We start from the raw sequence: 23,289 nt of genomic DNA, 5'->3' as shown, positions 1-23,289 counted from the left end.
TCCAGTGCAATTATACCTGCCCATAGCCGAAATCCCGGTGAATATCTTCGTGATATTCGGCATGGGTGGAGCTGTGGGTTTCTTGTCGGGCCTCTTCGGTATCGGCGGCGGATTTTTGCTGACACCGCTGCTTATCTTTTCCGGAATTCCACCGGCGGTATCCGTTGCGACGGTTACCACCCAGGTCGTTGCCTCCTCCGCTTCGGCGGTCGTCACCTACTGGCGCCGCAAGGCCATAGATCTGAAGCTGGCGACAATCCTGCTGGCCGGCGGTGTTTTCGGGTCCCTGATCGGCGTTATTCTGTTCGACGTGTTGCAATCCGTCGGCCAGCTCGATCTTGTCATCTCCCTTTCTTATGTGACCTTCCTGGGGGCGATCGGCGGCCTGATGCTGTTTGAATCGGTCAGGGCGATCCGGCGGCGCAAATCGGGTGCGGCGCCCAAGGCCCGCAGGCCCGGCCAGCACAACTGGATCCACGGTCTTCCGCTGAAGGTGCGGTTCCGCCGCTCGAAGCTCTATGTCAGCGTCATTCCTGTTGTCGGTCTCGGTGCCATTATCGGCTTCCTGGGAACGGTTCTCGGCATCGGCGGCGGCTTCATGATGGTGCCGGCGCTGATTTACCTGTTGCGGGTTCCCACCAGCATCGTGATCGGCACCTCGCTGTTCCAGATCCTTTTCACCATGGCCGCGGCGACCATCTTTCACGCCATGGGCACCAAGACCGTCGATATCGTTCTGGCGATGACGCTGATGATCGGCGGCGTCATCGGAGCGCAATTCGGTGCGCGCATGGGGCAGAACCTGCGCGGCGATCAACTGCGGCTGCTGCTGGCGATTTTGGTGATGGGCGTCGGGTTGCGTTTTGCCGTCGATCTGCTGCTGGTCCCCGACGATCTTTATTCCATCGCCATTCGCAAGGGGGCGGGTGCATGATCCGTTCCTCCGGTCTTTGGTCGCTGCTTGCCGCCGTCCTGTTTGTCGCCCCGGCCGTCGGCGAAGAGAACACTAGCGATCTGGTCACATCCCTGTCTTCGGATGTGATTTCCATTCAGTCGAATTTCACCGGAACGGAAATCGTCATCTTCGGCCAGGCGCAGAACTTCGAGCGCCAGCCGAACGATCCGGGCGGCCTGGAACTCGCAATCGTCGTCGAGGGGCCTCCGCAGGACATTACCACGCGGCGCAAGGGGCGCTTTCTCGGCGTCTGGGTGAATCGGGAGGCGGAGCGGTTCCAGCACGTCCCGTCCTTTTACGCAGTGGCCAGCACCATCGATATCGGCGAACTTGCCAACCGCAACATCCTCGATGATCTGGGCATTGGTCTCAATCACATCAACCTGGCGGTTTCCGGTGTCTCGAATGTGCCGCTCGCCGACCGTGACGACTTCCGCGAGGCTTTTGTCCGCCTGCGTGAGGAGACGGGACTTTATTCGGAGCAGGAAACCTCGATCCAGTTTCTGACCGCATCGATGTTCCGCACCAATATTCCCCTGCCGGCCAACATCCCCGTGGGCGAATACAGGGTGAAGAGCTTCCTGTTCAAAGGGGGCGAAGTGGTCTCCCGGACCGAGGAAACCATGGCCGTCGCCAAGATCGGTTTTGAGCAGATTACCTTCAGGCTCGCCCAGCAATATCCGCTGGTCTATGGCATTCTGGCGGTCAGCCTCGCCATTTTCACCGGCTGGCTGGCAGGTGTGATTTTCCGGCGGGATTGAGCTCTGTGGCGGATAAAATTCGCCCCGATTTTCCGGAAGCGTATTATCCCTTAAAGGCGCAAGCCGCTTCTTGCGTGAATTCGGCGCCGCAATCCGGGCAGGAATCAGTCCCCGACCAGACGGCTGGCGGTGAACGGATACAGGCGGTCGTTGCCGAGCAGGAAGACGGAAAACTGGCGGCGGCGGAAAATCATGCTGTAGGCTTCATCGGTCACATTGAGACCGCCGGTGAGCGCGCCGAAGGCGGGCAGAACGAGGCGGGTGCCGTCGGTCGCGAAGCATGAACGGCGGATGGACCGGCCAAAGCGGCGCACGCGCGCCGCAGGATGCAGATGGCCGCAGATTTCGCCCAGCGCTTCTTGCGAGCCGATCTTCTCGATCGGTTCGTGACGGAACGAGAGGGGCCCGAAGGACACCTCGTCAACAGTCTCGCCGCAAAGCCGCACGGGCGCGACCGGGTCATGATTGCCGGTGACCCAGATCCATTCCCGGCCGAGCTGCAGGGTGGTCAGCATGGCGCGGTAGGGAGCGGGCAGGCGGTCGGAGCCTTTCGAGTCGTGAAAGCTGTCGCCGAGACAGATCACCCGCGCCGGATCGAAGGCGTCCATCACACCGGCGAGTTTTTCCAGAGTGACCCCGGTGTCGTAAGGCGGGAGCATCACACCGCGCCTTGCGTAGCTGGAAGCCTTTTCCAGATGCAGGTCGGAAACGACAAGGGTGTTTTCGTCCGGCCACCACAGCACGCCGCTGTCATGCAGGCCGAGAAGCTGACCGTTGATCGGAATGTCATGACACACCGGCGCAGCCGTGTAGTTGCGCAAATGTGACCTGAGTACACTCATTCCAAAGCCTCCAGAACCAGCTCTTGCGCCGCCTCTTCCAATATTGTGTCCATGGCCTCTCCATAGACAGGTTCTTTTCCTATCTCCAGAAGAATAGGCACGGCGAGGGGTGAGACGTGCGGAAGGCCAGTATGCGTGATTCGTCCCTTGATCCGGGCAAGAAGTTCCCCCAGACGGGAGATATCCAGAAGTCCTTCAGCCGCGTCGTTCCAGGTGGCCTTGAGGAGGATGTGGTCCGGTTCATGGGCGCGCAACACATCGTAGATCAGGTCGGAGGACACGGTGACCTGACGGCCCGTCTTCTCCTTTCCCGGATGACGGCGCTCGATTAGCCCGGCAATTACGGCGCAATTGCGGAAGGTCCGTTTCATGAGACTGGACCCCGCCAGCCATGCGTCCAGGTCATCGCCGAGAATGTCCTGTTCGAACAATTCATCCAGCGGAATGCGGCCGGACGAAAACAAGGATGACAGGTCGCGAAGGCCCCAGACGGCGAGCGCATAGTCATTGGCGACAAAGCCCATCGGCTGCGCGCCCATTCTCTCCAGCCGTTTCGTCAGCAGCATGCCGAGTGTCTGATGGGCGAGCCTTCCTTCGAACGGATAACAGACCATGTAATGTTTGTTGGCACGCGGAAAGGTCTCCACCAGCAGCCCGTCTTTGCGGGGCAGAACCGACTTCTCTCTCTGGATCTCCAGCCAGTCGCGCACCTGGTCCGGAAGCTCTTTCCAGCTCTCAGGATCCGCGAGCATCGCCCGCACGCTGGCCGCCAGATAGGTGGAGAGCGGGAACTTGCCGCCCATATAGGACGGGATCATCGGATTGTCAGTTTTCGCTCGCGAAACGTAAGCCTCGCTTTCCCGGATCGCCTCGAAGCGCAGCACTTCTCCACCGAAGAGGAACGTATCGCCCGGAGCAAGTTGCTCGATGAAATATTCCTCTATCTCACCCAGCATCCGCCCGCCGCGGCCGACCGGCGTCCGCCGCCCGTCGGCCTTGGACTTCACCAGCCGTACCTTGAGCATGGGAGCTTCGACGATGGTGCCGACATTCAGCCTGTACTGCTGGGCAATCTTCGGATGCGCGATGCGCCACAGCCCGTCCTTGCCCTTCCTCAGTTTGGCGTATTGCTCATAGGTCTTGAGCGCGTAACCGCCCGTGCCGACAAAATCGAGCACCTTCTCGAAGGCCTCCCAGTCGAGGTAACGATAGGTTTGCGAGGAGCGGATCTCCTCATAGGTGGCAAGGGCGTCCAGCGGATCGGCGCAGGCGAGTCCCAGAAGGTGCTGGGCGAGCACATCCAGCGCGCCGTTACGCAGCGGCGGCGTATCCTGCTCGCCGCGTCTGGAAGCCGACAGAGCCGCCTGGCATTCCAGCACCTCGAAGCGGTTGGCCGGCACCAGGACGGCTCTGGAGGGCTCGTCCATGCGGTGATTGGCACGGCCGATCCGCTGTGCCAGACGGCTCGCCCCCTTTGGAGCGCCGATATTGATGACCAGATCGATGTCGCCCCAGTCGATCCCCATATCGAGGGAGGATGTGGCGACAACCGCTCTCAAGCTGCCGGCGGCCATCGCCGCTTCCACCTTGCGCCGCTGGCCGACATCGAGCGAGCCGTGATGCAGCGCGATCGGCAGCGTCTCGTCGTTGATGCGCCACAGCTCCTGAAACACCATCTCCGCCTGGCTGCGGGTGTTCACGAACAGCAGCGAAACATTGTGTTTTTTTATCAGGTCGTAGATGTCGCCAATCGCATAGCGCGAGGAATGCCCGGACCAGGGGAGACGTTCCTCGGAATCCAGGATGGTGATGTCCGGCTGGGCCCCACCTGAAACCTGCACCAGATGGGAGAGCGCGCGCGCTTCCGTGTCCGGCTGGTCCACCAGATAGGCGCGCAGGTCATCGGGTTCGGCGACCGTCGCCGACAGGCCGATGGTTCGAAGCCTCGGTGCCAGGCGTCGGAGCCGTGCCAGTCCCAGGGCCAGAAGATCGCCGCGTTTGGAGGTGACCAGCGCATGCAGCTCATCCAGAATGACGGTCCTCAGCGAAGCGAACAGCCGCGCTGATGCGGGATCGGACAAAAGCAGCGCGATCTGCTCCGGTGTCGTCAGAAGAATATCCGGCGGATTGAGCTTCTGCCGCTGGCGCTTGTGGGACGGCGTGTCGCCCGTCCGGGTTTCCAGCCTGACCGGAAGGTCCATTTCCGTGACCGGCGCTTCCAGATTACGGGCAATGTCGACGGCGAGCGCCTTCAGCGGCGAAATGTAGAGAGTGTGAATTCCGTTGTCCGCGGCGCCTGGCTTGCGCTTGCCGCTTCTGTCCAGCTCGACAAGACTCGGCAGAAAACCGGCGAGTGTCTTGCCCGCCCCGGTCGGAGCGATTAGCAGGGTGGAGTGACCCCGGGAAAGATGATCGATCAGCTCAAGCTGATGGGGCCGCGGAGCCCATCCCCGTGACGTGAACCAGGTCCGGAATTTTTCGGGAAGCACTGCAGCAACCATGTCATTGTTTTAAGGTAGCGTTCGTGAAAAGGCGAGGGGCCGGACCCGATATGTTCAGCTTGTATTCAGGTTGCGTGTGCTCGATTGTTCGGGTGGGCTAATCATGGAGGAATCCTTGAAGTTTTTGAAACCTGTTTTCGCAATTTGTGTTGGTGTTCTTGGCGCGAGTTCAGGTGCTGTGGCATCTGAAAGCCTTTCTTATAGGTGCAATACCGGGAACCAGTTCGTTTTCGTTCAAACCATTCCTGAAGAAGGCCGGGCAGTATACGAGGAACTTGGTACCAAGACCGACCTTGTTCCGGATGGCCGGGGCGGATATTTCAACGAGGGTTCAGGCATTTCCTTTCAAACCGACAAAGGAGAACCTTTGGTTTGGCTGGGCGATGTTTCGCATCGCTGCGAACTTGCAAGGGCCGGGACAGGCGGAAGGCAGACCCACGCAGGCGGTGCTGTCGGCGGCAACGAAACGCAGGTCAACGCCCAGGGCCGTTCGCTTGGTGGCAAGCTTCGCGACGGACCGGGAACGAATTTCCGCCAGTTGGGAAGCTTGTCCGAAGGCACCTGGGTCACCATCCTGACCAATACCGGCGTCCGCTTCGACGGTTATGACTGGTTCGAAGTGGCGGCGGACAGCGGTCAGCGCGGCTACCAGTGGGGCGGCATCATGTGTTCCAACGGTCAGCACCTTGCGGGCATATATCAGCAATGCGGCACCAGCCGGCCTGCTCAGGTCCAGCCAACGGCAGGCAACCCCCGGGACCTCAATGTTCAGGGCAGGTCTCTTGGCGGCAAATTACGTGGTGGTCCGGGAACGAACCATGCCCAGGTCGGCAGCCTGCCTGAGGGCTCCTGGATAACGATCCTCCGGAACTCCGGCGTACGAATGGATGGTTACGACTGGTTTGAAGTCGTGGCCGACAATGGCAAGCGCGGGTTTCAATGGGGTGGCATCATGTGCTCCAACGGTCGGCAGATCGCTGGCATCTACCAGGTTTGCGGTACCGCGGTCTCGGGTGCGCCTGCCCCCGGCAGTTCAAACGGACAGGGCGGGGGGTGGATGGCGTTTGCTCTCGCACCCGGCGGGGCCTTCGGTCACGGTGCAGCGCCCACCCGAGCCGGTGCCGAACAGTTCGCCATGCAGTATTGCGGGAGCCGGCAGTGCACGATTGCGGACGCAACCCAGGCACGGTGTCACGCGCTGGCAGTCTCTCCATCCGGCAACGGCATCGGCGCTGGTGACAGCGAGCAGGCAGCCCGCGATTTCGCCATAAGCTGGTGCGCCAACAACGGGGCGTCCGGTTGTCGGCTCGAATACGCCTACTGTCAGTAGCCGGGGCGGCCATACGGCGGTGGAGCCGTATGGCCGTGGCATTTGCAATCGTCCGACTTATGTAAGAGCAGATGTCAGATCATCTATCCCTGACGCCGGAAGGCCTCTATTGTCCGCAAGCCGGTGCCTATGTCGACCCCGTCCGGCCGGTGGAAAAGGCGATCATCACCCACGGCCATGCCGATCATGCCCGAGCGGGCCACGGGGCCGTTCTGGCGACTCGGCAGACGCTGGAGATCATGGCGATCCGCTATGGGGCGAATTTCTGCGGCACTTTCCAGGAAATAGCCTACGGCGCCCGGCTCAAGGTTGGCGAAGTGGACGTGTCCCTGCACCCGGCGGGCCATGTGCTCGGTTCGGCTCAGGTTCTGCTGAGCGGATCGGCGGGGCGCACGGTGGTCTCAGGCGACTACAAACGCCGTGCCGACCCGACCTGCGCCCCCTTTGAGCTTGTCCCCTGCGACACCTTCGTAACAGAGGCAACATTCGGCTTGCCGGTGTTTCGTCATCCGCCTGCCCATCGGGAAATCGCCAAGCTTCTGTCGTCTCTGAACCTCTTCCCGGAGCAGACCCATCTGGTCGGCGCCTACGCGCTCGGCAAGGCGCAGCGGATCATCGCTGAACTTCGGGCGGCCGGCTACGACAAGACAATCTATCTCCACGGCGCGCTGGAAAAGCTCACCGGCTACTACCTTAGCCAGGGCATCGCTCTCGGACCTGTGGATCTGGTCGGCAAACGCGGCAAGGAGCTGCAGGGGGAAATCGTTCTCTGCCCACCCGGCCAACTCAGTGACCGCTGGGCGCGGCGCTTCGGAGATCCGGTGACAGCCATGGCGTCCGGCTGGATGCGGGTGCGCGCCCGCGCCCGCCAGCGGGGCGCCGAGCTTCCGCTGATCGTCTCCGATCACGCGGATTGGGACGATCTGTGCCGCACCATTCTGGAAACCGGGGCCGAACGGATCTGGGTCACGCATGGTGCGGAGGATGCACTTGTGCATTGGTGCGAAATGAATGGACGCAACGCCCGCCCTCTCAATATGATCGGCTATGACGACGGCGAGGATATCGATGTGGCGCAGGCTCGAACCGAATTGACGTGAATTGGCAACGAAGCGAAAGAATTGAACGATATTGAAGCAGGTCGCGTTTAAGCAGATTAATGAATTCAATTAACGCGACATTCTTTAACATGTTGAAGCGTGTTATTCGCATGTTCGCGAGCCCACCATGCTCTGACAACGACAGGGTGGGCGGGACTTTGGCGCACCGGGCAGGGCCCCGGTTCCTATCTGGAGACAGTCATGGCGGATGACGGTGGTTTTGCAGGCACTGGCAACGGACAAAAGAACGGGGCAGGCTCAGGGGCGAACGGCGATGCCGAAGAAGCGATTGCCCAGCTGTTTGACGACTATCAGGCCGGGTTCAACGACTATGATATCGACCGGATCTGCGATTGTTTCGCCCTGCCGGCAATCATCTGGCAGCATGAGAAGGGCCATGTTTTCAACGATGAAGAAGAACTGATTGAAAACATCGAGGCCCTGCTGAAAGCGCTGGAAAAGGAAAAGGTGACCCAGTCGGATTTCCATGTCGCTTCCAGCCATGTCAGCGGTTCCTCGGCGCTGGTCACCCTCGACTGGGTGCAGGAAGACTCCGACGGCGAAGCGGTTTTCGAATTCACCTGCCACTATCAGCTCATGCAGGACGGCTCGGACTGGGTGATCGCCTGCATTATCAATGACTGAACATCTTCTATCGGGCAGTGTGAGTTACGTGAGGGGCAAGCTTTTGCGTTCCCGCCGCCTGTGTGCCAGTTTCGCGGCCCTTCGGACCGAAGACCGATACCATCCCGGTCAAGTGAATTCCTTTTAGCGAGACCCGCCACAATTCGGGCTTGTCTCCAGGCCATTGCCCTCGAAGGACTTCAAGCACCCCAGAATGCTGTCCGTGAGATGGGTCGCGATTTCATCGTGTCCGAACCGGGTCTGGCCGGCGTGAACGAATGCATGCACCACCGAGCGGCACATGTTCATGATGACGAATATCGCCGGCTTCAGCCGCGCGCCGTCGCTCACGAGCGTTCTTTCCTTCAGAAACTCGGTGAGCATCATCACCATGTTTTCCTCAAAGTCCGTCCGGTCGATCAGCTTGGTGGCGACGGGTATCCATTCCTCGAAGGCGGCGTACAGTTTGGGAGACTTCGAGTGGTTGACGAGGCTTGTATGGATGACAAGCCTTATGGCATCGCGAAATGGCAGGTGCCGGGACTCGGCGATGCAGGTTTCCACGACACGCAACTGTTCATCGTCATGGGCCTTGTGGACCTCGAATATGAGGGCGTCCTTGTTCGGAAAGTACTGATACAGCGAGCCGATGCTGATCCCGGCCCGTTCGGCGATCTGGTTGGTCGTGGCCAGTTCATAGCCGGTTTCGGCGAAGACCTGCTCGGCAGCCTCGACGATGGTTTCCACCATCATGCGTGAACGAAGTTGCTTCGGCTGACGCCGCTGCCCCGGCTTGAGATGCATCTGCACGCATATCCCCTGATTGATCGATCAGCGTCTATATGGATGAAAGGTGGGTCGAATTGTGACCGGAACGCGAGCAGAGCACGTTTATGGACCTGGGTCTGTGTTTCGGATCGGCAATAATTACAAAGAAAACAGATATTTATAGCAAATTACCTGCAATTGAATTCGCCCATCTTGCAGGTGCGAAAAGCGAGTTTCTGGAAAATCCGCCCTCAATCATAGTCTCGCTGCCGTCCGGATTCCTTGCAGCAAGGAGCAGCACTTCCGGTGAAGCGGCAGTAGATTGATCGGAGGTTACAAGTTTGCGCAATCACAGGGAACTGGTCCTGATCGCGGGTGTCAAGTTGGCAATGACAAGCTTCGCTGCCGGATCCGCGCTGGCCGCGGATTTGAAGAATGCCGATGACGAGCGCTCGAAGGGAATTCATGGAATGGTTTTGCTGGGCGGTGGCATCGCGCCCGATTTTGAAGGCTCGGCGGAATACGCCGCCATTCCTTTCGCCTTCGCCACCTTGAGGGCCTATGGCGCCGAAATGCAGATCCTGGGTCCCGAGGTGGCGTTGAACTTGCGGCCTGATGCCGTTTTCCAACTCGGTCCGGTGGCCGGGTACAGTCCTGGCCGGGACGATGTCTCCAACACTGTGGTGGACCGTCTCGATTCCGTGGATGCAGCGTTTGAAGTGGGAGGTTTCGCCAAACTCCGCTTCAATGGCCTGCTGGCTCAGTCGGACGTGCTGGAATTGTCGGCGAAATTGATGGCGGATATCAGCGGTGGCACCGATGGTGCAAGAGGGTCAATCGGCGCGTCCTACATGGTCGCGGTTTCAGAGCGTGCCCGGATAGGGGTGAATGTCTCCACCGGTTTCGCCACCGACAGCTATATGGATGCCTATTTTGGAGTGACAGGTGCCGGGGCGGTGCGCTCGGGCCTTCCCGCCTATACGGCCGCCGGTGGATTGAAAGACGTCGGTCTCGGCATGATGGCGACCTATAATCTCACCGAGCGCTGGGGAGTGTTGGGCCGCCTGCAATATACCAGGCTGCTCGGCGATGCAGCCGACAGCCCCATCGTGACCGAGGAAGGGTCGGCCGACCAGTTCATGGCCGGAGTGGGGATCTCGTATTCCTTCTAGGGCGTAACTTCATACGAGCAGGCCTGCCACGCGTGTCGGCTTGTCCGAGTGTGCCGGATTGGGCGGCGGACGTCGGTACGGGCCAAGGTAAAAGGCCGGCGGGGTTTCCCACCGGCCTTGTTTCATGTCTTCGCCTTGGAGGCCTTGCGCTCCGAACGGGAAGGCTTGTTTTTCTTCGGTGCCTTCTTCTTGCCAGCCGGTTTGCCTGCCGACTTGCTGCGCGGCTTGCGGCGTTCACCGTCGCCGTCGCGGGCCTCCGCTGAACGGGGCTTGCGGGCTGCGGGCTTGTCGTCGCCGTCCAGCTCCCGGGCCAGGGTCTTCATGTCGAGCGGCTCGTAGGCAGGATGATTTGGCACCGCGTCCTTGTCGTCCGGGCGGCGGCGCGGCTTGCCGCGCGGCGCGTCGAATTCCTTTTTCGGACCGCGTTTCGGTCCTCTCGGCTTCAACGTGTCTTCCGCTCCCATGGTTTCATAGTCCGGGGCATCGCCTTTGTTGAAGCGGCGCTTTGGCGGAGCACCGCGTCCGCGCCGGTCATCGTCTTCCTTCGGCGGAGCCGGGATCTTGCCGCCGCGAGCGTCCAGAAGCGTGATGGTGACGTTGTCCTCGCCGGACCCGTCGCGCTTGATCACTTCGGAAAAGCGTTGGCCGTGGCTGCCGGCAATTTCGAAATAGAGCTGGTTCTGGAAAATCTTGATCGCGCCGACTTCTTTTTTCGTGACGTGACCCGCCCGGCAGATCAATGGCAGGATCCACCGCGGCTCGGCGCGCTGGCGGTGACCGAGCGAAAGCGAGTACCAGACACCGTCCTCGAATTTGCCGGTAATTTCGGCGCCGCGGCCGCCGCGCGATCCGGCATCCCGTCCCTTCAGGGAGGTTTCGTTGAGTTCGGCGACGTCTTCCGGGGCCGGAAGGCGGGACTGGCGCAGTTTGACGAAAGCGGCGGCAAGCTGTTCCGGGCTGTGCAGCGCCAGCAGCTCAAGTGCGATTGCCCGGTCCTCCTCCTCCAGTTCCACGCTGAGGGCGGGGTCGGCCAGAAGCCGTTCCTTGTCCTTCGCGCGGATGTCGTCAGCAGTCGGCGCGCCCTTCCAGGTGGCCTTGATCCCGGCGAACTGCAAAACGCGTTCCGCCTGGCGGCGGCGCGGGAAGGGGACCATGAGCACGCAGGTGCCCTTGCGCCCGGCGCGTCCCGTACGGCCGGAGCGGTGCAGCAGCGCGGACTTGCCGGTGGGCAGATCCGCATGGATGACGAGATCGAGGTTCGGCAGGTCGATGCCGCGCGCGGCCACATCCGTGGCGACGCAGACCCGGGCGCGGCCATCCTTGATGGCGGCCAGCGCACTGGAGCGCTGTTCCTGGCTGAGCTCGCCGGACAGGGAGACGATGGAAAAGCCCCGGTTGGCGAGACGGGACGTCAACCGGCTGACCGCCTCACGTGTGGAGCAGAAGACGATCGCCTTTTCCGAATCATGCAGGCGCAGCACGTTGATCAGTGCGTTTTCGCGCTCATTCGGGGAAACAGGGTGGGCAATGTAATCGATATCGCCGTGCTGCTCGCGTGCATTGATGGTCGACAGCCGAACAGCGTCTTTCTGGAAGCGCTTTGCGAGTTCGGCGATCTGTTTCGGTACAGTCGCGGAGAACATCAGCGTCCGCCGCTCCCGGGGAGCCGCGTCGAGAATGAATTCCAGGTCTTCGCGAAAACCCATGTCGAGCATTTCGTCGGCTTCGTCGAGAACCACAGCGCGGATTTCGGAAAGATCCAGTGCGCCGCGCTCGATGTGGTCGCGCAAGCGGCCGGGGGTGCCGACGACGATATGGACACCGCGATCGAGCGCGCGCCGCTCGGTCCGCGGATCCATGCCGCCGACGCATGATGTGGTGACCGCACCGGCTTCAGCGTAAAGCCAGGTCAGTTCCTCCTTCACCTGAAGGGCAAGTTCGCGGGTGGGCGCGATGGCCAGAGCGATAGGAGCTCCCGCTCTGCCGAGAGTTTCGTCGCCCTGCAACAGTGTCGGCGCAAGCGCCAGGCCGAAAGCAACGGTCTTGCCGGAACCGGTCTGGGCGGAAACAAGCAGGTCTGCTTCAGGCGGAATGCCGCTCAGAACGCTTTCCTGCACGGGCGTGAGGGTTTCATAGCCTCGTTTCGCCAGCGCGGCCGACAGGGCCGGGGCGATAGACGTCAAATCAGTCATTGGAATCTTTCAACTGCTCCGGATCTTCTGCATGCCAGTCAGCAGTCTACCGGATCGGGCTTAAATTACATCAGCCACGGGATGGGCGCGGCTTATACAGGCAAATGGCTGCCTCGTCCATCCCGCAAACAAATTGATTTGGCACGCGAAAATTGGCTGTCAATCCGCCTGAAAGGCTTGAAATCGTATGGCTTGCCCGCATTTTCTATCATCATGCAGGCATTTTCCCGACTATTGGACAGACTTTCCCTGGAACCGCGGCGGCTCGCCAAGGAAGCGCTTCTTGTGCGCTATTTCAAGGAGACGGCCGATCCCGACAGGGGATATGCCCTGGCGGCGCTGACGGGTGGTCTCAGTTTCAAACATGCCAAGCCAGCGCTGTTGAGGGCGTTGATCGGCGAACGTACAGACACCCGGCTTTTTGCAATGTCCTACGACTTTGTCGGGGACCTCTCTGAGACAATCGCCCTCATGTGGCCCGAGAGCGGTGGCGCAACGGAGCAGGCAGAGGAACGGCAGGAAGGCGAACTCGCTTTGTCCGATGTTGTCGTTCAACTGGAAACCGCCGGCAAGACAGATGTGCCGCGCCTCCTGTCCGTCTGGCTGGACCGGCTGGATGAGACCGGACGCTGGGCCCTGCTGAAGCTGGTGACCGGAGGTCTGCGCGTCGGCGTTTCGGCGCGCCTTGCGAAAACCGCCATTGCCCGTCTGGGGGATCTCGATGTCTCACAGGTGGAGGAGGTCTGGCATGGACTGCAACCGCCTTATGAAGCGTTGTTCGCATGGGCCGAAGGGAAAGCCGACGCACCCGACAGCGGCGATCCGGCGCCTTTTCGACCGGTGATGCTTGCCCACCCTCTCGACGAGGACAAGGATCAGGACCAGTTTGAAGCAGGCGATTTTGCAGTCGAATGGAAATGGGACGGTATCCGCATCCAGGCCTCGGCCGGCCTGAACGGCAACGGTGAGACCGTGCGGCGCCTGTACAGCCGAACCGGCGAGGATATTTCCAGGGCCTTTCCGGATGTCGTCGATGCTCTGACATTCGAGGCCTGTCTTGACGGTGAACTTCTGGTTATGTCGGAGGGCAGGGTCCGCCCGTTCTCAGATCTTCAGAAGCGGCTCAATCGCAAGACGGCGGGGCCGAAGCTCCTCAAGGAGTATCCGGCCGCGATCAGGGCCTATGACCTGCTGTTTGTGAAGGGCGAGGATCTTCGCGGCCTTCCTTTCGCGGAGCGCAGGCAGCGGCTGGTGACGTTTCTTGCAGAGTTGGGTGATCCCAGGATAGACCTGTCTCCCATGGTTCCGGCGGAGGAATGGACCGCAATTGCCGCCGCGCGGGCTGAGCCCGGGGCGCATCTCGATGCCGCCAATGCGGAAGCGGTCGAAGGGGTGATGCTGAAACGCTGGGACTCAGCCTATGTCACCGGGCGTCCCAAGGGCCTGTGGTACAAATGGAAGCGTGATCCGCATCTGGTGGATGCCGTGCTGATGTACGCACAGCGCGGCCACGGCAAACGTTCGTCCTTTTATTCCGACTACACCTTCGGGGTCTGGAAGGACGTTGATGGCAGCCCCGAACTCGTTCCTGTGGGCAAGGCCTATTTCGGGTTTACAGACGATGAGTTGCGCGAGATCGACCGCTTTGTGCGCAACAATACGGTCAACAGGTTCGGTCCGGTGCGCGAAGTCGCGCATGGTCCGGACAAGGGGCTGGTGCTGGAGGTTGCCTTTGAGGGATTGAACCGTTCCAGCCGTCACAAATCCGGCGTGGCCATGCGTTTTCCCAGGATATCGAGACTGAGATGGGACAAGCCGCCCTCCGAAGCAGACAGGATAGAGTTTCTGGAAGGTCTGCTGCCCGCTACCGGTGCAATTTGATTGCGCACCCCCAGGCGATCGCCGAAAATGAGGCGATCAGCCGTGCTTTGGCCATGGAATCGTGGCAAGCATCAGGCAAGTATGAATTGGCAGGCTTGAGCTGCCGGCAATTGTAGACCCAGAGGCGTTCATGACTTTCAGCAAAACCCTGTCTGCATCCATTTTGGGAAGCATCCCGATCCTGGCCTTGCTGGCCGGTGCGGCGATCGCCCAGGAAAAGGTCGATCCGCAAACTTCCCTGGCCGTAAGCGCAGGTGAGCCCGGCCGCTATTCGCTTGTCGCGGTCGACGATGAAATCCTCAGGGTCGACCGGCAGAACGGCACGGTTTCAGTTTGCGTCGAGCGGAGCGATGCCTGGCGTTGCAACCCGGTTCCGCTTGCCGAGGAGGCTTACCTCGCGGAGATAAATGAGCTTTCCGAAGAGATCGACAGGCTTGCGGTCCGCATCGAGGAGCTGGAATCCGGCGACGTGGACGAGACAACACAGGGCGCGGAAAAGCTGCTGCCCCCGGGAGCGGCGCTCGACAGGCCGAAGGCCCCGGACAACGGCAAGGATCAGACTTCGAAGTTGCGCGAGGAGGACGAGGAAGAACTCGAAAAGGTTCTGACCTTCACCGAAAGCGCCATGCGCCGTTTTTTCGGGATGGTTCGCGACCTTCAGAAGGACTTCGAGGGGGAGGGTGCAGACACAGGCAACTGAAGAGGATGACGCAACCGGTATCGTCTTCAGACTGCAGTCCGTACCCTAATCGATCAGCTGCTTGCTGATGCTCTGATGCGCCTCGGCGGGCAGGTCCACAGCGGTCCGTGTTGTGAGGTCCATCGTCAGCGCCACGACGTCCAGCGTTGCCGCAAGACGGCCTGTCCGGCTTTCAAACAGATGATGGCGCATTGTGAACATTTTCGCGCTGACGCCGGTGAAACCTGTGGTGACCACCACGGTATCGCCGGTTTTCAGCGGCGTTGCCCAGGTCAGCTTCATTTCCACCGCAACCCGGCCCAGGCCATTTTCGTTCAGATAGTCCTGATTCATCGGTGTTCGCTGCCAGACATGGGCGACGCCGTCCGTGCAGCAGGACAGGGCGTATCGGTCATCCGCCTTGCCGTCGATGCCGATGTCACGCGGCAGCACCGTCCCGCGATAACAGATCTCCGCGCCTTTCGCGGCAAGCCCTGCCAGGGTCGCCCGCAGACCGGACGGACCTGTCTGTATGCCTTTGGGAGAAGCCTCCGCAATCATCGCGCACTGGTAGTCCTTGAACCGCTGGCGCAGGGTCTTCGCGGAATTCGCGCTCGGCTCATATCCGTCGAGAGCAGTAGCGGCGAGGGATCCGGTGCCGGCATTGCGCAATTCGTGCACGACCGTCAGCATGTGAGGCCCGTCAAATGCTATACAGGAATGAACGGTAATCAGATCGCCGGTGCGAAGTTCTTCATGGTAACGCACATGCCGAACGCGGCGAGCGCCGACCAGGGTTTCGCTGAGGCCGGAAGCCAGCCGGAACTGACGATCGGCCTCCTCGAACCTGCTGAAATAGAACTGAACGTTAAGGTGATCGTTTTCGTCGCATTCCCAACGATTTACGAATGAAAATAAAGTTGCCTGGACTGTCATACTAAAATTTCGTGAGCTCAGCGATTTTGATTATGTGTGAACGTTTTCAACGGTGACATTAGTTGCCGTCTTTGCGTTAATTTTCAACAAGAAAAGCAGTCTGTGGATAAGATTGTATGCTCGGCTGCCGTCTAAGCGGAGAAAAGTGTCACTTCTTCTGCGGAAGAATTGAAATAAACTTTAAGTTGTTGGGACGAGAAATGCGCTGTACAGGAATTTATACTTAACGAACTCGAAAAGCAGGCGTTGTTCATGCCTTATGTCCTGAGCCGGCGAAATAAAGCGCGTTGGCCGAAAGCATGGTTTGACTTGCGTGCAATCATTGTAGCAAACATACTGAAATAATGCCGCGACCCGGGATGAGAGCTTAATGCTGCAGATCCTGTCGATAGGGTGGCCTGGAAGCGTACAGGGAGGCTGAGGCGCTCGGCAATTCAGGGTGGTGGAGCGGCAGGAAGACCGTTGAGGGAGGAAGAACAACGTGTCGGAAACATCGTATCGTTTTATCATCGCGGATGATCATCCGCTGTTTCGCGGAGCTTTGCGTCAAACGCTTGAAACGCAGTATCCCGATGCGTCCATCGAAGAGGCGGGCGCGTTGGAGAATGTTACCGCGAGCCTGGAAAAGGACGGCGATGTCGATCTGATCCTTCTGGATTTGACGATGCCCGGAATGCGCGGATTTTCGGGCCTCATGTATCTGCGTGCTCAATATTCCGGTGTTCCCGTTGTCGTCGTGTCCGCGAACGAGGACCCGCAGGCCATCCGCAGGGCGGTCGAATTCGGGGCGTCCGGTTTCATCCCCAAATCCCATGGCATTGAGGTGATCCGCCAGGCGATCTCCGAAGTGATGTCCGGAAACATGTGGACGCCGCCCGACGTCGATCTGACGGCGGACGACGGCAGCGGCGATCTCGTTCAGCGCCTGTCGACACTGACGCCGCAACAGGTGCGTGTTCTGATGATGTTGTCCGAGGGCCTGCTGAACAAGCAGATCGCATATGAATTGTCGGTCTCCGAGGCGACCGTAAAGGCGCATGTGTCCGCCATCTTGCAGAAACTCGGCGTGGAGAGCCGGACCCAGGCGGTCATCGCCGCCTCGAAGATCGAGGCCGGTCAATGGCAGCTCGGCGGGGAAACGCAGGAAACCGCGGAAGCGTAACCGTGGCACGCCTGTTGCTGCCGCGATAGTTTCGGAAATGTCATGCCGGGAAGCAGCTGCGCGAAGCTTACCTAGGGTTGCGACTTGACTGGCGCGCGTAAGCCGTAAACTTCGGTCACACGCGAAGAATTCGCAAATACCTTGAAAATTCAAGCATCGTTTTTACCGGAATTTCAGGGAATTCCGGTATCCATTCACTTGCAGAGCTGAGACGCAGGTGTTCAACGGATAGCGATTGCGAGATGAGATGGCGCTGAATGCCAACTGGAAACTGATCCTCAGGACGGTCTGCTTCGCACTTCTGTCTCCAGGTTCCCACGACAAGAGTCGTGACTGGCGGCTGTTATCCCGGCAGACCAAAACCTCCGGTCCGGACACCACGCGCGGGCTTCTTCTGGCCTTTGGTTACCCGGTGGTCGAGGAGTTTCTGGCAAGACGTGTCCGTGCCGCTCAGATTGCCGGAATTGCCCGGCTCACACCTTTCGTCATCATAGCAAACACCATCAACGCGCTTGTCGTAGCTCCTGTTTTTCTCCAGTTCCTGCCGGTTTCTTATGTGGTGATCTGGCTGTCCGCCATCGCCGCACTGCTCAGCGTCACAACATTCAAATGGCTCAAGGCGAAGCGGACGCCGATTGAACTTGCCTCTCGCAGAGGCCTGTCGAAAGCCGTCAGGCACGCAACCATCCTCAGTTCCCTGTGGGCGGTTGTACCGATTGTCGCCTTTGCAAATGGCAACACTGCCGGGATGTGGATTGCGTCATGCGTGACGACGGCGATGATCTGCGGTGGCGGCTTTGCTCTGGCAACCGTTCCCCAAGCGGCCATTCGTTGGGTGGCAATCCTTTTCCTCGCCTCGACGGTCACACTCGCCATCGACAGCAATGCCTTCATGTGGCCGCTGTTCTTTCTGCTGTTGAGTTTTACGCTGGTTGTCATCGGCAGCGTGACATCCACCGGCTGGTTGTTTGCCTCCCATTTCCTTGCCGAGGCGGAACTGAAACAGAGGGGGGAACTGATCGCCCTTCTGCTCAACGAATTCGAGGAAAAAGACAGCGACTGGATTTGGGAGTCGGACGCCAGGGGCTTCCTGAGGAATGCGTCCGAAAGGTTCCTTAATGCCAGTGGACGCTCGAAGCAGGATCTTCATGCACTTCGCATGATCGACCTTGCCTATTCCCTCAAGGACACCGATGCGCGTATGGCGGTCGGCAAGCTGGAAGCCGCTGTCAGTTCGAAGGAAGCGTTCCGGGATATCGTCATCGGCGTGGATGTGAACGGCCAAGAACGCTGGTGGTCGCTGGCTGCGCGGCCGATTGTTGACGCCAAGGGCTCATTTGCGGGCTATCAGGGGGTCGCCTCCGACATCACGGAGGCCCGCCGGGCGAGCGCGCTCGTGTCCCACCTCGCGGAACATGATTCCCTGACCGGCATTGGCAACAGGAGCTGGTTCCTGAAACAGTCGGAACAGCTTCTGAATGAGGAGAGCCGCTCCGGACAGTCCTTGCTGGCACTGTTCCTGATCGATCTGGACAACTTCAAGGTCGTCAACGACACCAGCGGTCATCCTGCCGGCGATGAACTGCTCAGGCAGGTCGCAGGACGATTCAGTGAACTCGGCGACGGAAAAACCATGCTGGCGCGGTTTGGCGGCGATGAATTCGCAGCCTTTGGCAGCTTTGTCTGTGAGCAGTCAGCTGCCGCGTTCGCGGAAGAACTCGTCAACGTAACCCGCAAGCCCTTCAGAATCGGTCGCCGCGATTTTGCAATCGGTGCGACGGTCGGCTTCGCGCGCCTTGGCGAATCGAATGACACGATCGACGACCTGATGCGCAAGGCGGACATCGCGCTGTACAAGGCCAAGGAAAGTGGTCGCGGCCGGGCACTTGCGTTCGAAAGCGAGATGGAACGGGAGGTGCGTGAGCGCCGTGCGCTGGAATCCGATCTGCGCGAGGCCTTCGAATACGGCAAGTTGAATGTCGAATTTCAGCCGATTGTCGATTCACGCAGCGGAAAGGTGGTCTCCAGCGAGGTGCTCGTGCGCTGGCTACATCCGACAAGGGGGGAAGTCCCGCCCGATATCTTCATCCCGATTGCCGAGCACGCCGGTCTCATCCTGCCGCTTGGCAACTGGGTATTGAAAAAGGCTTGTACCGCTGCCGCGCAGTGCCCGGAGCTGGAAAGCGTCGCGGTCAATCTGTCTTCTGTGCAATTCCTGGATCCCAACCTGGTCGAGCACATCATGACTGTCCTTACGGAGACGGGATTTCCGCCCGAGCGCCTGGTGCTGGAAATCACCGAATCCGTTTTCCTTCAGGATTTCGGTTCCGCGTCGCAGAAGCTTGAGACATTGCGTGGCTACGGTATCCGGATCGCGCTGGATGACTTCGGTACTGGCTATTCCTCGTTGTCGTATCTGCGGCAGTACAAGTTCGACAAGATCAAGATCGACAAGTCCTTCGTGGATGAGATCGGCGAACGCAGTGACGGCCTCGCCATCATCTCGGCGGTCATCGCGCTGGCGCACAATCTCGGACTTGAGGTCACGGCGGAGGGCGTGGAGCGTCAGCTGCAGGTCGATGCCCTGCGCACACTCGGCTGCGACACAATGCAGGGATATTATTTTGGCAAACCGGCGACCAGTCCCGTTCAGATCACACGGATCAAGAAAGAGGATTGGCTCGACCGTGCGCCGAGCACTGCTCCCAGCCATCCCCCGGCACGTGGCAGATTACCCGCGCTCCTGCCGGCCCCGATCAGGGATCTGAAAGCCGATCAAGCCTGAAGTGTCGGCGCGTCTTGTGCATTTGAAGCAATAAATCAGCTTCATCATCCAATTGCCTGGCTGGCCGCTGTCTACTCCGCCGCATGTCCTGCCTGAAAGCGGGCCAGATGAGCCCGCAAGGCCGCGGGCTTGACCGGTTTGTTGAAGAAGGTGATGTCCTTGTCGCCGGCTTCGGTGCGAACCGAGCGGCTGCGATCCGCGGTGATCAGAAGGGCAGGGATCTGAGCGCCAAATTTCCAGCGCAGCTTCAAGATGGCTTCAATTCCTGTTCCGTTGTCCAGGTGATAGTCGGCAAGGATGACATCCGGCGCCAGCCCGGCCTTGTTCAGAAGCTCCGCTGCCTCGATATCGTCGGCGGCGGCGAAGACACGGCATTTCCAGCTGGACAGCAAATGCTGCATGCCGCTGAGGATATTGGGCTCGTTGTCGATAGCGACCACCACCAGACCATCCAGATGCCCTATGATGGCGGGTGTCTGCTGGACAGGAACGAGGTCAGGCATTGCGGCCGAGCGGGGAAGTTCGACCGAGAAGCAGGAACCGTGATTGGCTTCAGAGCGCAGTTCGACCGGATGGTCCAGCACATGGCTGATCCGTTCGACGATGGACAGGCCGAGCCCGAGCCCCTTTGCCATCCGCATTCCGTCGTCGAGCCGGTGGAATTCCTGAAAAATGGCCTTCTGCTTGTTCTTGGGGATGCCCATACCCGTATCGTGGATCTCGACCAGCACCTGATTGCCCCGCCTGCGACAGCCGACCAGGATCTTGCCGTGCTGTGTGTATTTCAGTGCGTTGGACACAAGGTTCTGGAGCAGGCGGCGCAAAAGCCGACGGTCCGTCCGTACGGACAGGGAAGTCGGCACGATACTGAGGTCCAGACCCTTTTCTTCGGCAACGGGCCGGAAATCAAGGGCCAGACCGCGGAAGAGTTCGTCGAGACGGAACACGGTCAGCTCCGGCTTCAGGGCGCCGGTGTCCAGACGCGAGATGTCGAGCACGGCTCCCAGAATGTCCTCGACCGATTCCAGCGCCGACTCCACATTGCTCGCCAGGCTGCCGTCGTCGCCCTCCTTGAGCTTGTCGACCAGAACGGATGCATAAAGGCGGGCGGCGTTCAGCGGTTGCAGGATGTCGTGACCTGCGGCGGCCAGGAAGCGGGTCTTGCCGATATTGGCTTCTTCCGCGGCCCTCGTGGCCTCCACCAGGCGCTCATTGACGTGGGTAAGCTCCTCGGTTCGCTCACGCACACGCCGTTCGAGCGTCTCGTTTGCCCGGGCAAGAGCCTCCTCGGCCATGACCCGTTCGGTGATGTCGGTATAGGTCGTCACGATGCCGCCGTCGGGCATCGGGCTGATCCGCACTTCAAACACCGATCCGCTTGAAGTCAGTTTCTCCTGGAAAGTCTCCTGGATCAGGACGAGTTTCTCCAGCCTGTCCGCGACAATCGCTTCCACCGGACCGGGGCCATGCTCGCCGCGTTCCGCATTATAGCGCAGGATCGCGTCGAGTGTGGTTCCGACCTGACCGTATTCTGCGGGCAGACCGAGCAGGTCGCGGAACTGGCGGTTCCAGCAGATCAGCCGCAGATCCTGATCGAAAACGCCGATGCCCTGCCGGACCTGGTTGAGTGCGGTCTGAAGCAGGTCCCGGTTGTACTGGATGGCGATTGAGGCATCGTCCAGAAGCTTGACCGCCCCCTTGGTGGAGGGGTCGTGCCGCTTCAGCATCAACGTCAGCACCAGGCGCGAGGACGCCGCGCCGATTGCGCTCGCCAGAAGCTGTTCGGAAAAGCGCAGGAGATTGGCGTCGGCCAGCATGTTGGGATCGAGCTGGATTCCCCTTTCGCTGGCGAACCGCTGAAAGGACCGCTCTGTCCGTTCCTCGCCGAGATAGCGGGCCACGGTGGCCTGCAGATCGCCCGCGGTAACGGATGTCCGCCAGTAGCGCAGGTTTGGCGAGGGCGTGAGCTCCGCCGGTACGAAGATATTCGCCTGAAGGGTTTCGGCCGGAAGCGGTTTTCTCAGGAAGGACGCCCCAATGAACAGGACGATGTTGACGAACAGGCTCCAGAGAGTGCCGTGTATGAAGGGATCCAGCTCAAGTCCGAGAAGGGACTGGGGGTTCAACATGCTGATGCCGAACGGGCCTGTCTGCAGGAAACCGTCGGAAATCAGGCCGCTCTGAGCGAAGGTCGGCAGCAAAAGCGTATAGGCCCAGAAGAAAAATCCGCCGCTGAGCCCGGCAATGGCGCCAAGGGAGGTTGCCCGGCGCCAGAAAAGCGCGCCCACAAAGGCCGGTGCGAATTGCGCGATCGCCGCAAAGGACAAAAGTCCGATGGACACCAGGGCGGCGGTATCGCCGGCCGCCTTGTAATAGGCGTAGGCCAGAAGCAGAATCGCGAAAATCGCCAGACGCCGGATCGTGAGAAGCTGGCTGCTCATGTCCTTGCCGCCGGAACGGATGATTTCCTCCTCGCCGCGCCGCCGCAGCAGCAGCGGAACGACAATGTCGTTGGAAATCATGATGGCCAGGGCAACGGTCGCCACGATCACCATGGCGGTGGCGGCAGAAAGGCCGCCGATAAAGGCGAACAGGGCTATCCAGTGCTGGTTGGCATCAATTGGCAGGGCAAGAACGAAGGTGTCCGGGTTCACGTCCTGGCCGAAGCGCAACAGCCCGGCGGCGGCAATGGGGATCACGAACAGGTTGATCAGCACCAGATAGACGGGGAACATCCAGACGGCGCGGCGCAGTTCGGCATCGGAATTGTTTTCCGTCACCGTGACATGAAACTGGCGCGGCAGCAGCAGCACCGCAAAGGACGAGAGGACCGTCATCACCAGCCAGTTGCCGGGATTGGGAGGCTTTTCGAATATTTCGGCGACTTCCGGAGCTTCGGCGATCGCCTGAAACAGATGAAAGGGGCCGTCGAAGAGAGCGAAAGTCACCCAGATGCCCACTGCCAGAAAGGCAATCAGCTTGACGACCGCCTCTGCGGCGATCGCCAGCATCAGGCCTTCCTGGTGCTCGGTTGCGTCGATATGGCGGGTGCCGAAAGCCCAGCTGAAGATCGCCATGCCGAGCGCGATCAGCAGCGTGATGTCATCGAAGACCGGGGTGAATATGTCGCTGGGAGAAATCAGCGGCCCGATCATTGTGGTGATCGACAGGGAGACCGCCTTGAGCTGCAGGGCGATATAGGGGATTACGCCGATCACGGCGATCAGGGTCGCCACCGCAGCGACCGACTGGCTCTTGCCGTACCTGGAGCCGATAAAATCCGCAATCGAGGTGATGCTCTCGGCCTTGGAAATCTGGATGATCCGGTTGAGCAGCGGGTAACCGAGCGCAAAGACGAGCAGGGGCCCGATATAGATTGTCAGAAACTCGGCGCCGTTGCGGGTGGCATTGCCGACCGAGCCGAAAAAGGTCCAGGACGTGCAGTAGACGGAAAGCGACAGGGCGTAGATGAACGGCCGCCCGCCGGTTCTCGACGAATACCGGCGTGGCATGCGGTCGCCAAAGCTTGCGATGGCGAACAGCAGCAGGATGTAGGCCGTTGCGGCCAATATCACGATCCATCCGTGCATACTGATACGGT

Annotated in this window: 17 protein-coding genes; 11 read left to right on the top strand and 6 right to left on the bottom strand. The window is 60.2% G+C overall.

The window, feature by feature from the left end:
- The first annotated feature begins 4 nt into the window (after positions 1-4).
- Positions 5-934, top strand: a complete 930-nt coding sequence (locus OA90_RS02820) for a sulfite exporter TauE/SafE family protein (RefSeq protein ID WP_068406875.1) — start codon at positions 5-7, stop codon at positions 932-934.
- Entirely contained in the window at positions 931-1,716 is a 786-nt protein-coding gene (locus OA90_RS02815; RefSeq protein WP_068406872.1) for a TIGR02186 family protein, read from the top strand. The genes OA90_RS02820 and OA90_RS02815 overlap by 4 nt, the downstream gene beginning before the upstream one ends.
- 104 nt (positions 1,717-1,820) lie before the next feature.
- Here OA90_RS02815 and pdeM read toward each other — a convergent pair whose 3' ends face one another.
- Both pdeM and OA90_RS02805 read right to left on the bottom strand, forming a co-directional pair.
- Positions 1,821-2,558 (bottom strand): ligase-associated DNA damage response endonuclease PdeM, encoded by a 738-nt coding sequence (gene pdeM / locus OA90_RS02810; RefSeq protein WP_068406869.1) that lies wholly within the window; start codon positions 2,556-2,558, stop codon positions 1,821-1,823.
- Positions 2,555-5,059: a ligase-associated DNA damage response DEXH box helicase gene (locus OA90_RS02805; protein ID WP_068406866.1), complete on the bottom strand. Its 2,505-nt coding sequence runs from the start codon at positions 5,057-5,059 to the stop codon at positions 2,555-2,557. Before OA90_RS02805 ends, pdeM begins: the two co-directional genes overlap by 4 nt.
- A 367-nt stretch (positions 5,060-5,426) precedes the next feature.
- On the opposite strand from OA90_RS02805, the gene OA90_RS02800 reads away from it, so the two are divergent.
- The 3 genes from OA90_RS02800 (at position 5,427) to OA90_RS02790 (ending at position 8,134) form a co-directional block, all read left to right on the top strand.
- A complete protein-coding gene (locus tag OA90_RS02800; RefSeq protein ID WP_199823586.1) occupies positions 5,427-6,389 on the top strand; it encodes a DUF4189 domain-containing protein in 963 nt (320 codons plus the stop codon).
- A 71-nt stretch (positions 6,390-6,460) separates the two neighbouring features.
- The gene (locus OA90_RS02795; RefSeq protein WP_068406860.1) at positions 6,461-7,489 is read left to right on the top strand and encodes a ligase-associated DNA damage response exonuclease; all 1,029 of its coding nucleotides are present in this window, start codon (positions 6,461-6,463) and stop codon (positions 7,487-7,489) included.
- A 201-nt stretch (positions 7,490-7,690) separates the two neighbouring features.
- Positions 7,691-8,134: a DUF4440 domain-containing protein gene (locus tag OA90_RS02790; RefSeq protein ID WP_082836811.1), complete on the top strand. Its 444-nt coding sequence runs from the start codon at positions 7,691-7,693 to the stop codon at positions 8,132-8,134.
- 123 nt (positions 8,135-8,257) lie between these two features.
- On the opposite strand, the gene OA90_RS02785 is transcribed toward OA90_RS02790, so the two are convergent.
- Positions 8,258-8,917 carry a TetR family transcriptional regulator gene (locus OA90_RS02785; RefSeq protein WP_068406857.1) on the bottom strand — a complete coding sequence of 220 codons (660 nt, stop codon included), beginning with the start codon at positions 8,915-8,917 and terminating at the stop codon, positions 8,258-8,260.
- A gap of 89 nt (positions 8,918-9,006) precedes the next feature.
- Between OA90_RS02785 and OA90_RS28455 the strand changes: the two genes are divergently transcribed.
- Both OA90_RS28455 and OA90_RS02780 read left to right on the top strand, forming a co-directional pair.
- A complete protein-coding gene (locus OA90_RS28455) occupies positions 9,007-9,207 on the top strand; it encodes a hypothetical protein (protein ID WP_156510364.1) in 201 nt (66 codons plus the stop codon).
- Between the two features lie 15 nt (positions 9,208-9,222).
- Positions 9,223-10,053, top strand: a complete 831-nt coding sequence (locus tag OA90_RS02780; protein ID WP_068406855.1) for a MipA/OmpV family protein — start codon at positions 9,223-9,225, stop codon at positions 10,051-10,053.
- Positions 10,054-10,175: 122 nt separating this feature from the next.
- On the opposite strand, the gene OA90_RS02775 is transcribed toward OA90_RS02780, so the two are convergent.
- The gene (locus OA90_RS02775) at positions 10,176-12,245 is read right to left on the bottom strand and encodes a DEAD/DEAH box helicase (protein WP_068406852.1); all 2,070 of its coding nucleotides are present in this window, start codon (positions 12,243-12,245) and stop codon (positions 10,176-10,178) included.
- Between the two features lie 213 nt (positions 12,246-12,458).
- Here OA90_RS02775 and OA90_RS02770 point away from each other — a divergent pair, with 213 nt between their 5' ends.
- Together OA90_RS02770 and OA90_RS02765 are read left to right on the top strand one after the other, a co-directional pair.
- Positions 12,459-14,126, top strand: a complete 1,668-nt coding sequence (locus OA90_RS02770; protein WP_068407725.1) for a cisplatin damage response ATP-dependent DNA ligase — start codon at positions 12,459-12,461, stop codon at positions 14,124-14,126.
- A 130-nt stretch (positions 14,127-14,256) separates the two neighbouring features.
- Complete coding sequence (locus OA90_RS02765; RefSeq protein WP_068406849.1) at positions 14,257-14,826, top strand: hypothetical protein; 570 nt, start codon at positions 14,257-14,259, stop codon at positions 14,824-14,826.
- A 45-nt stretch (positions 14,827-14,871) separates the two neighbouring features.
- On the opposite strand, the gene OA90_RS02760 is transcribed toward OA90_RS02765, so the two are convergent.
- A complete protein-coding gene (locus OA90_RS02760; RefSeq protein WP_068406846.1) occupies positions 14,872-15,741 on the bottom strand; it encodes a thioesterase family protein in 870 nt (289 codons plus the stop codon).
- Between the two features lie 481 nt (positions 15,742-16,222).
- Between OA90_RS02760 and OA90_RS02755 the strand changes: the two genes are divergently transcribed.
- Both OA90_RS02755 and OA90_RS02750 read left to right on the top strand, forming a co-directional pair.
- Positions 16,223-16,903, top strand: coding sequence for a response regulator transcription factor (locus OA90_RS02755; RefSeq protein WP_068406843.1), 681 nt, complete (start codon positions 16,223-16,225; stop codon positions 16,901-16,903).
- Between the two features lie 247 nt (positions 16,904-17,150).
- Complete coding sequence (locus tag OA90_RS02750) at positions 17,151-19,688, top strand: EAL domain-containing protein (protein ID WP_082836810.1); 2,538 nt, start codon at positions 17,151-17,153, stop codon at positions 19,686-19,688.
- Positions 19,689-19,759: 71 nt separating this feature from the next.
- On the opposite strand, the gene OA90_RS02745 is transcribed toward OA90_RS02750, so the two are convergent.
- Complete coding sequence (locus tag OA90_RS02745) at positions 19,760-23,278, bottom strand: PAS domain-containing hybrid sensor histidine kinase/response regulator (protein ID WP_068406840.1); 3,519 nt, start codon at positions 23,276-23,278, stop codon at positions 19,760-19,762.
- Positions 23,279-23,289 lie beyond the last annotated feature (11 nt).

This window comes from Labrenzia sp. OB1, from assembly GCF_001624695.1.
Classification (GTDB): Bacteria; Pseudomonadota; Alphaproteobacteria; order Rhizobiales; family Stappiaceae; genus Roseibium.
This window is presented reverse-complemented; position numbering and strand designations above follow the sequence as displayed.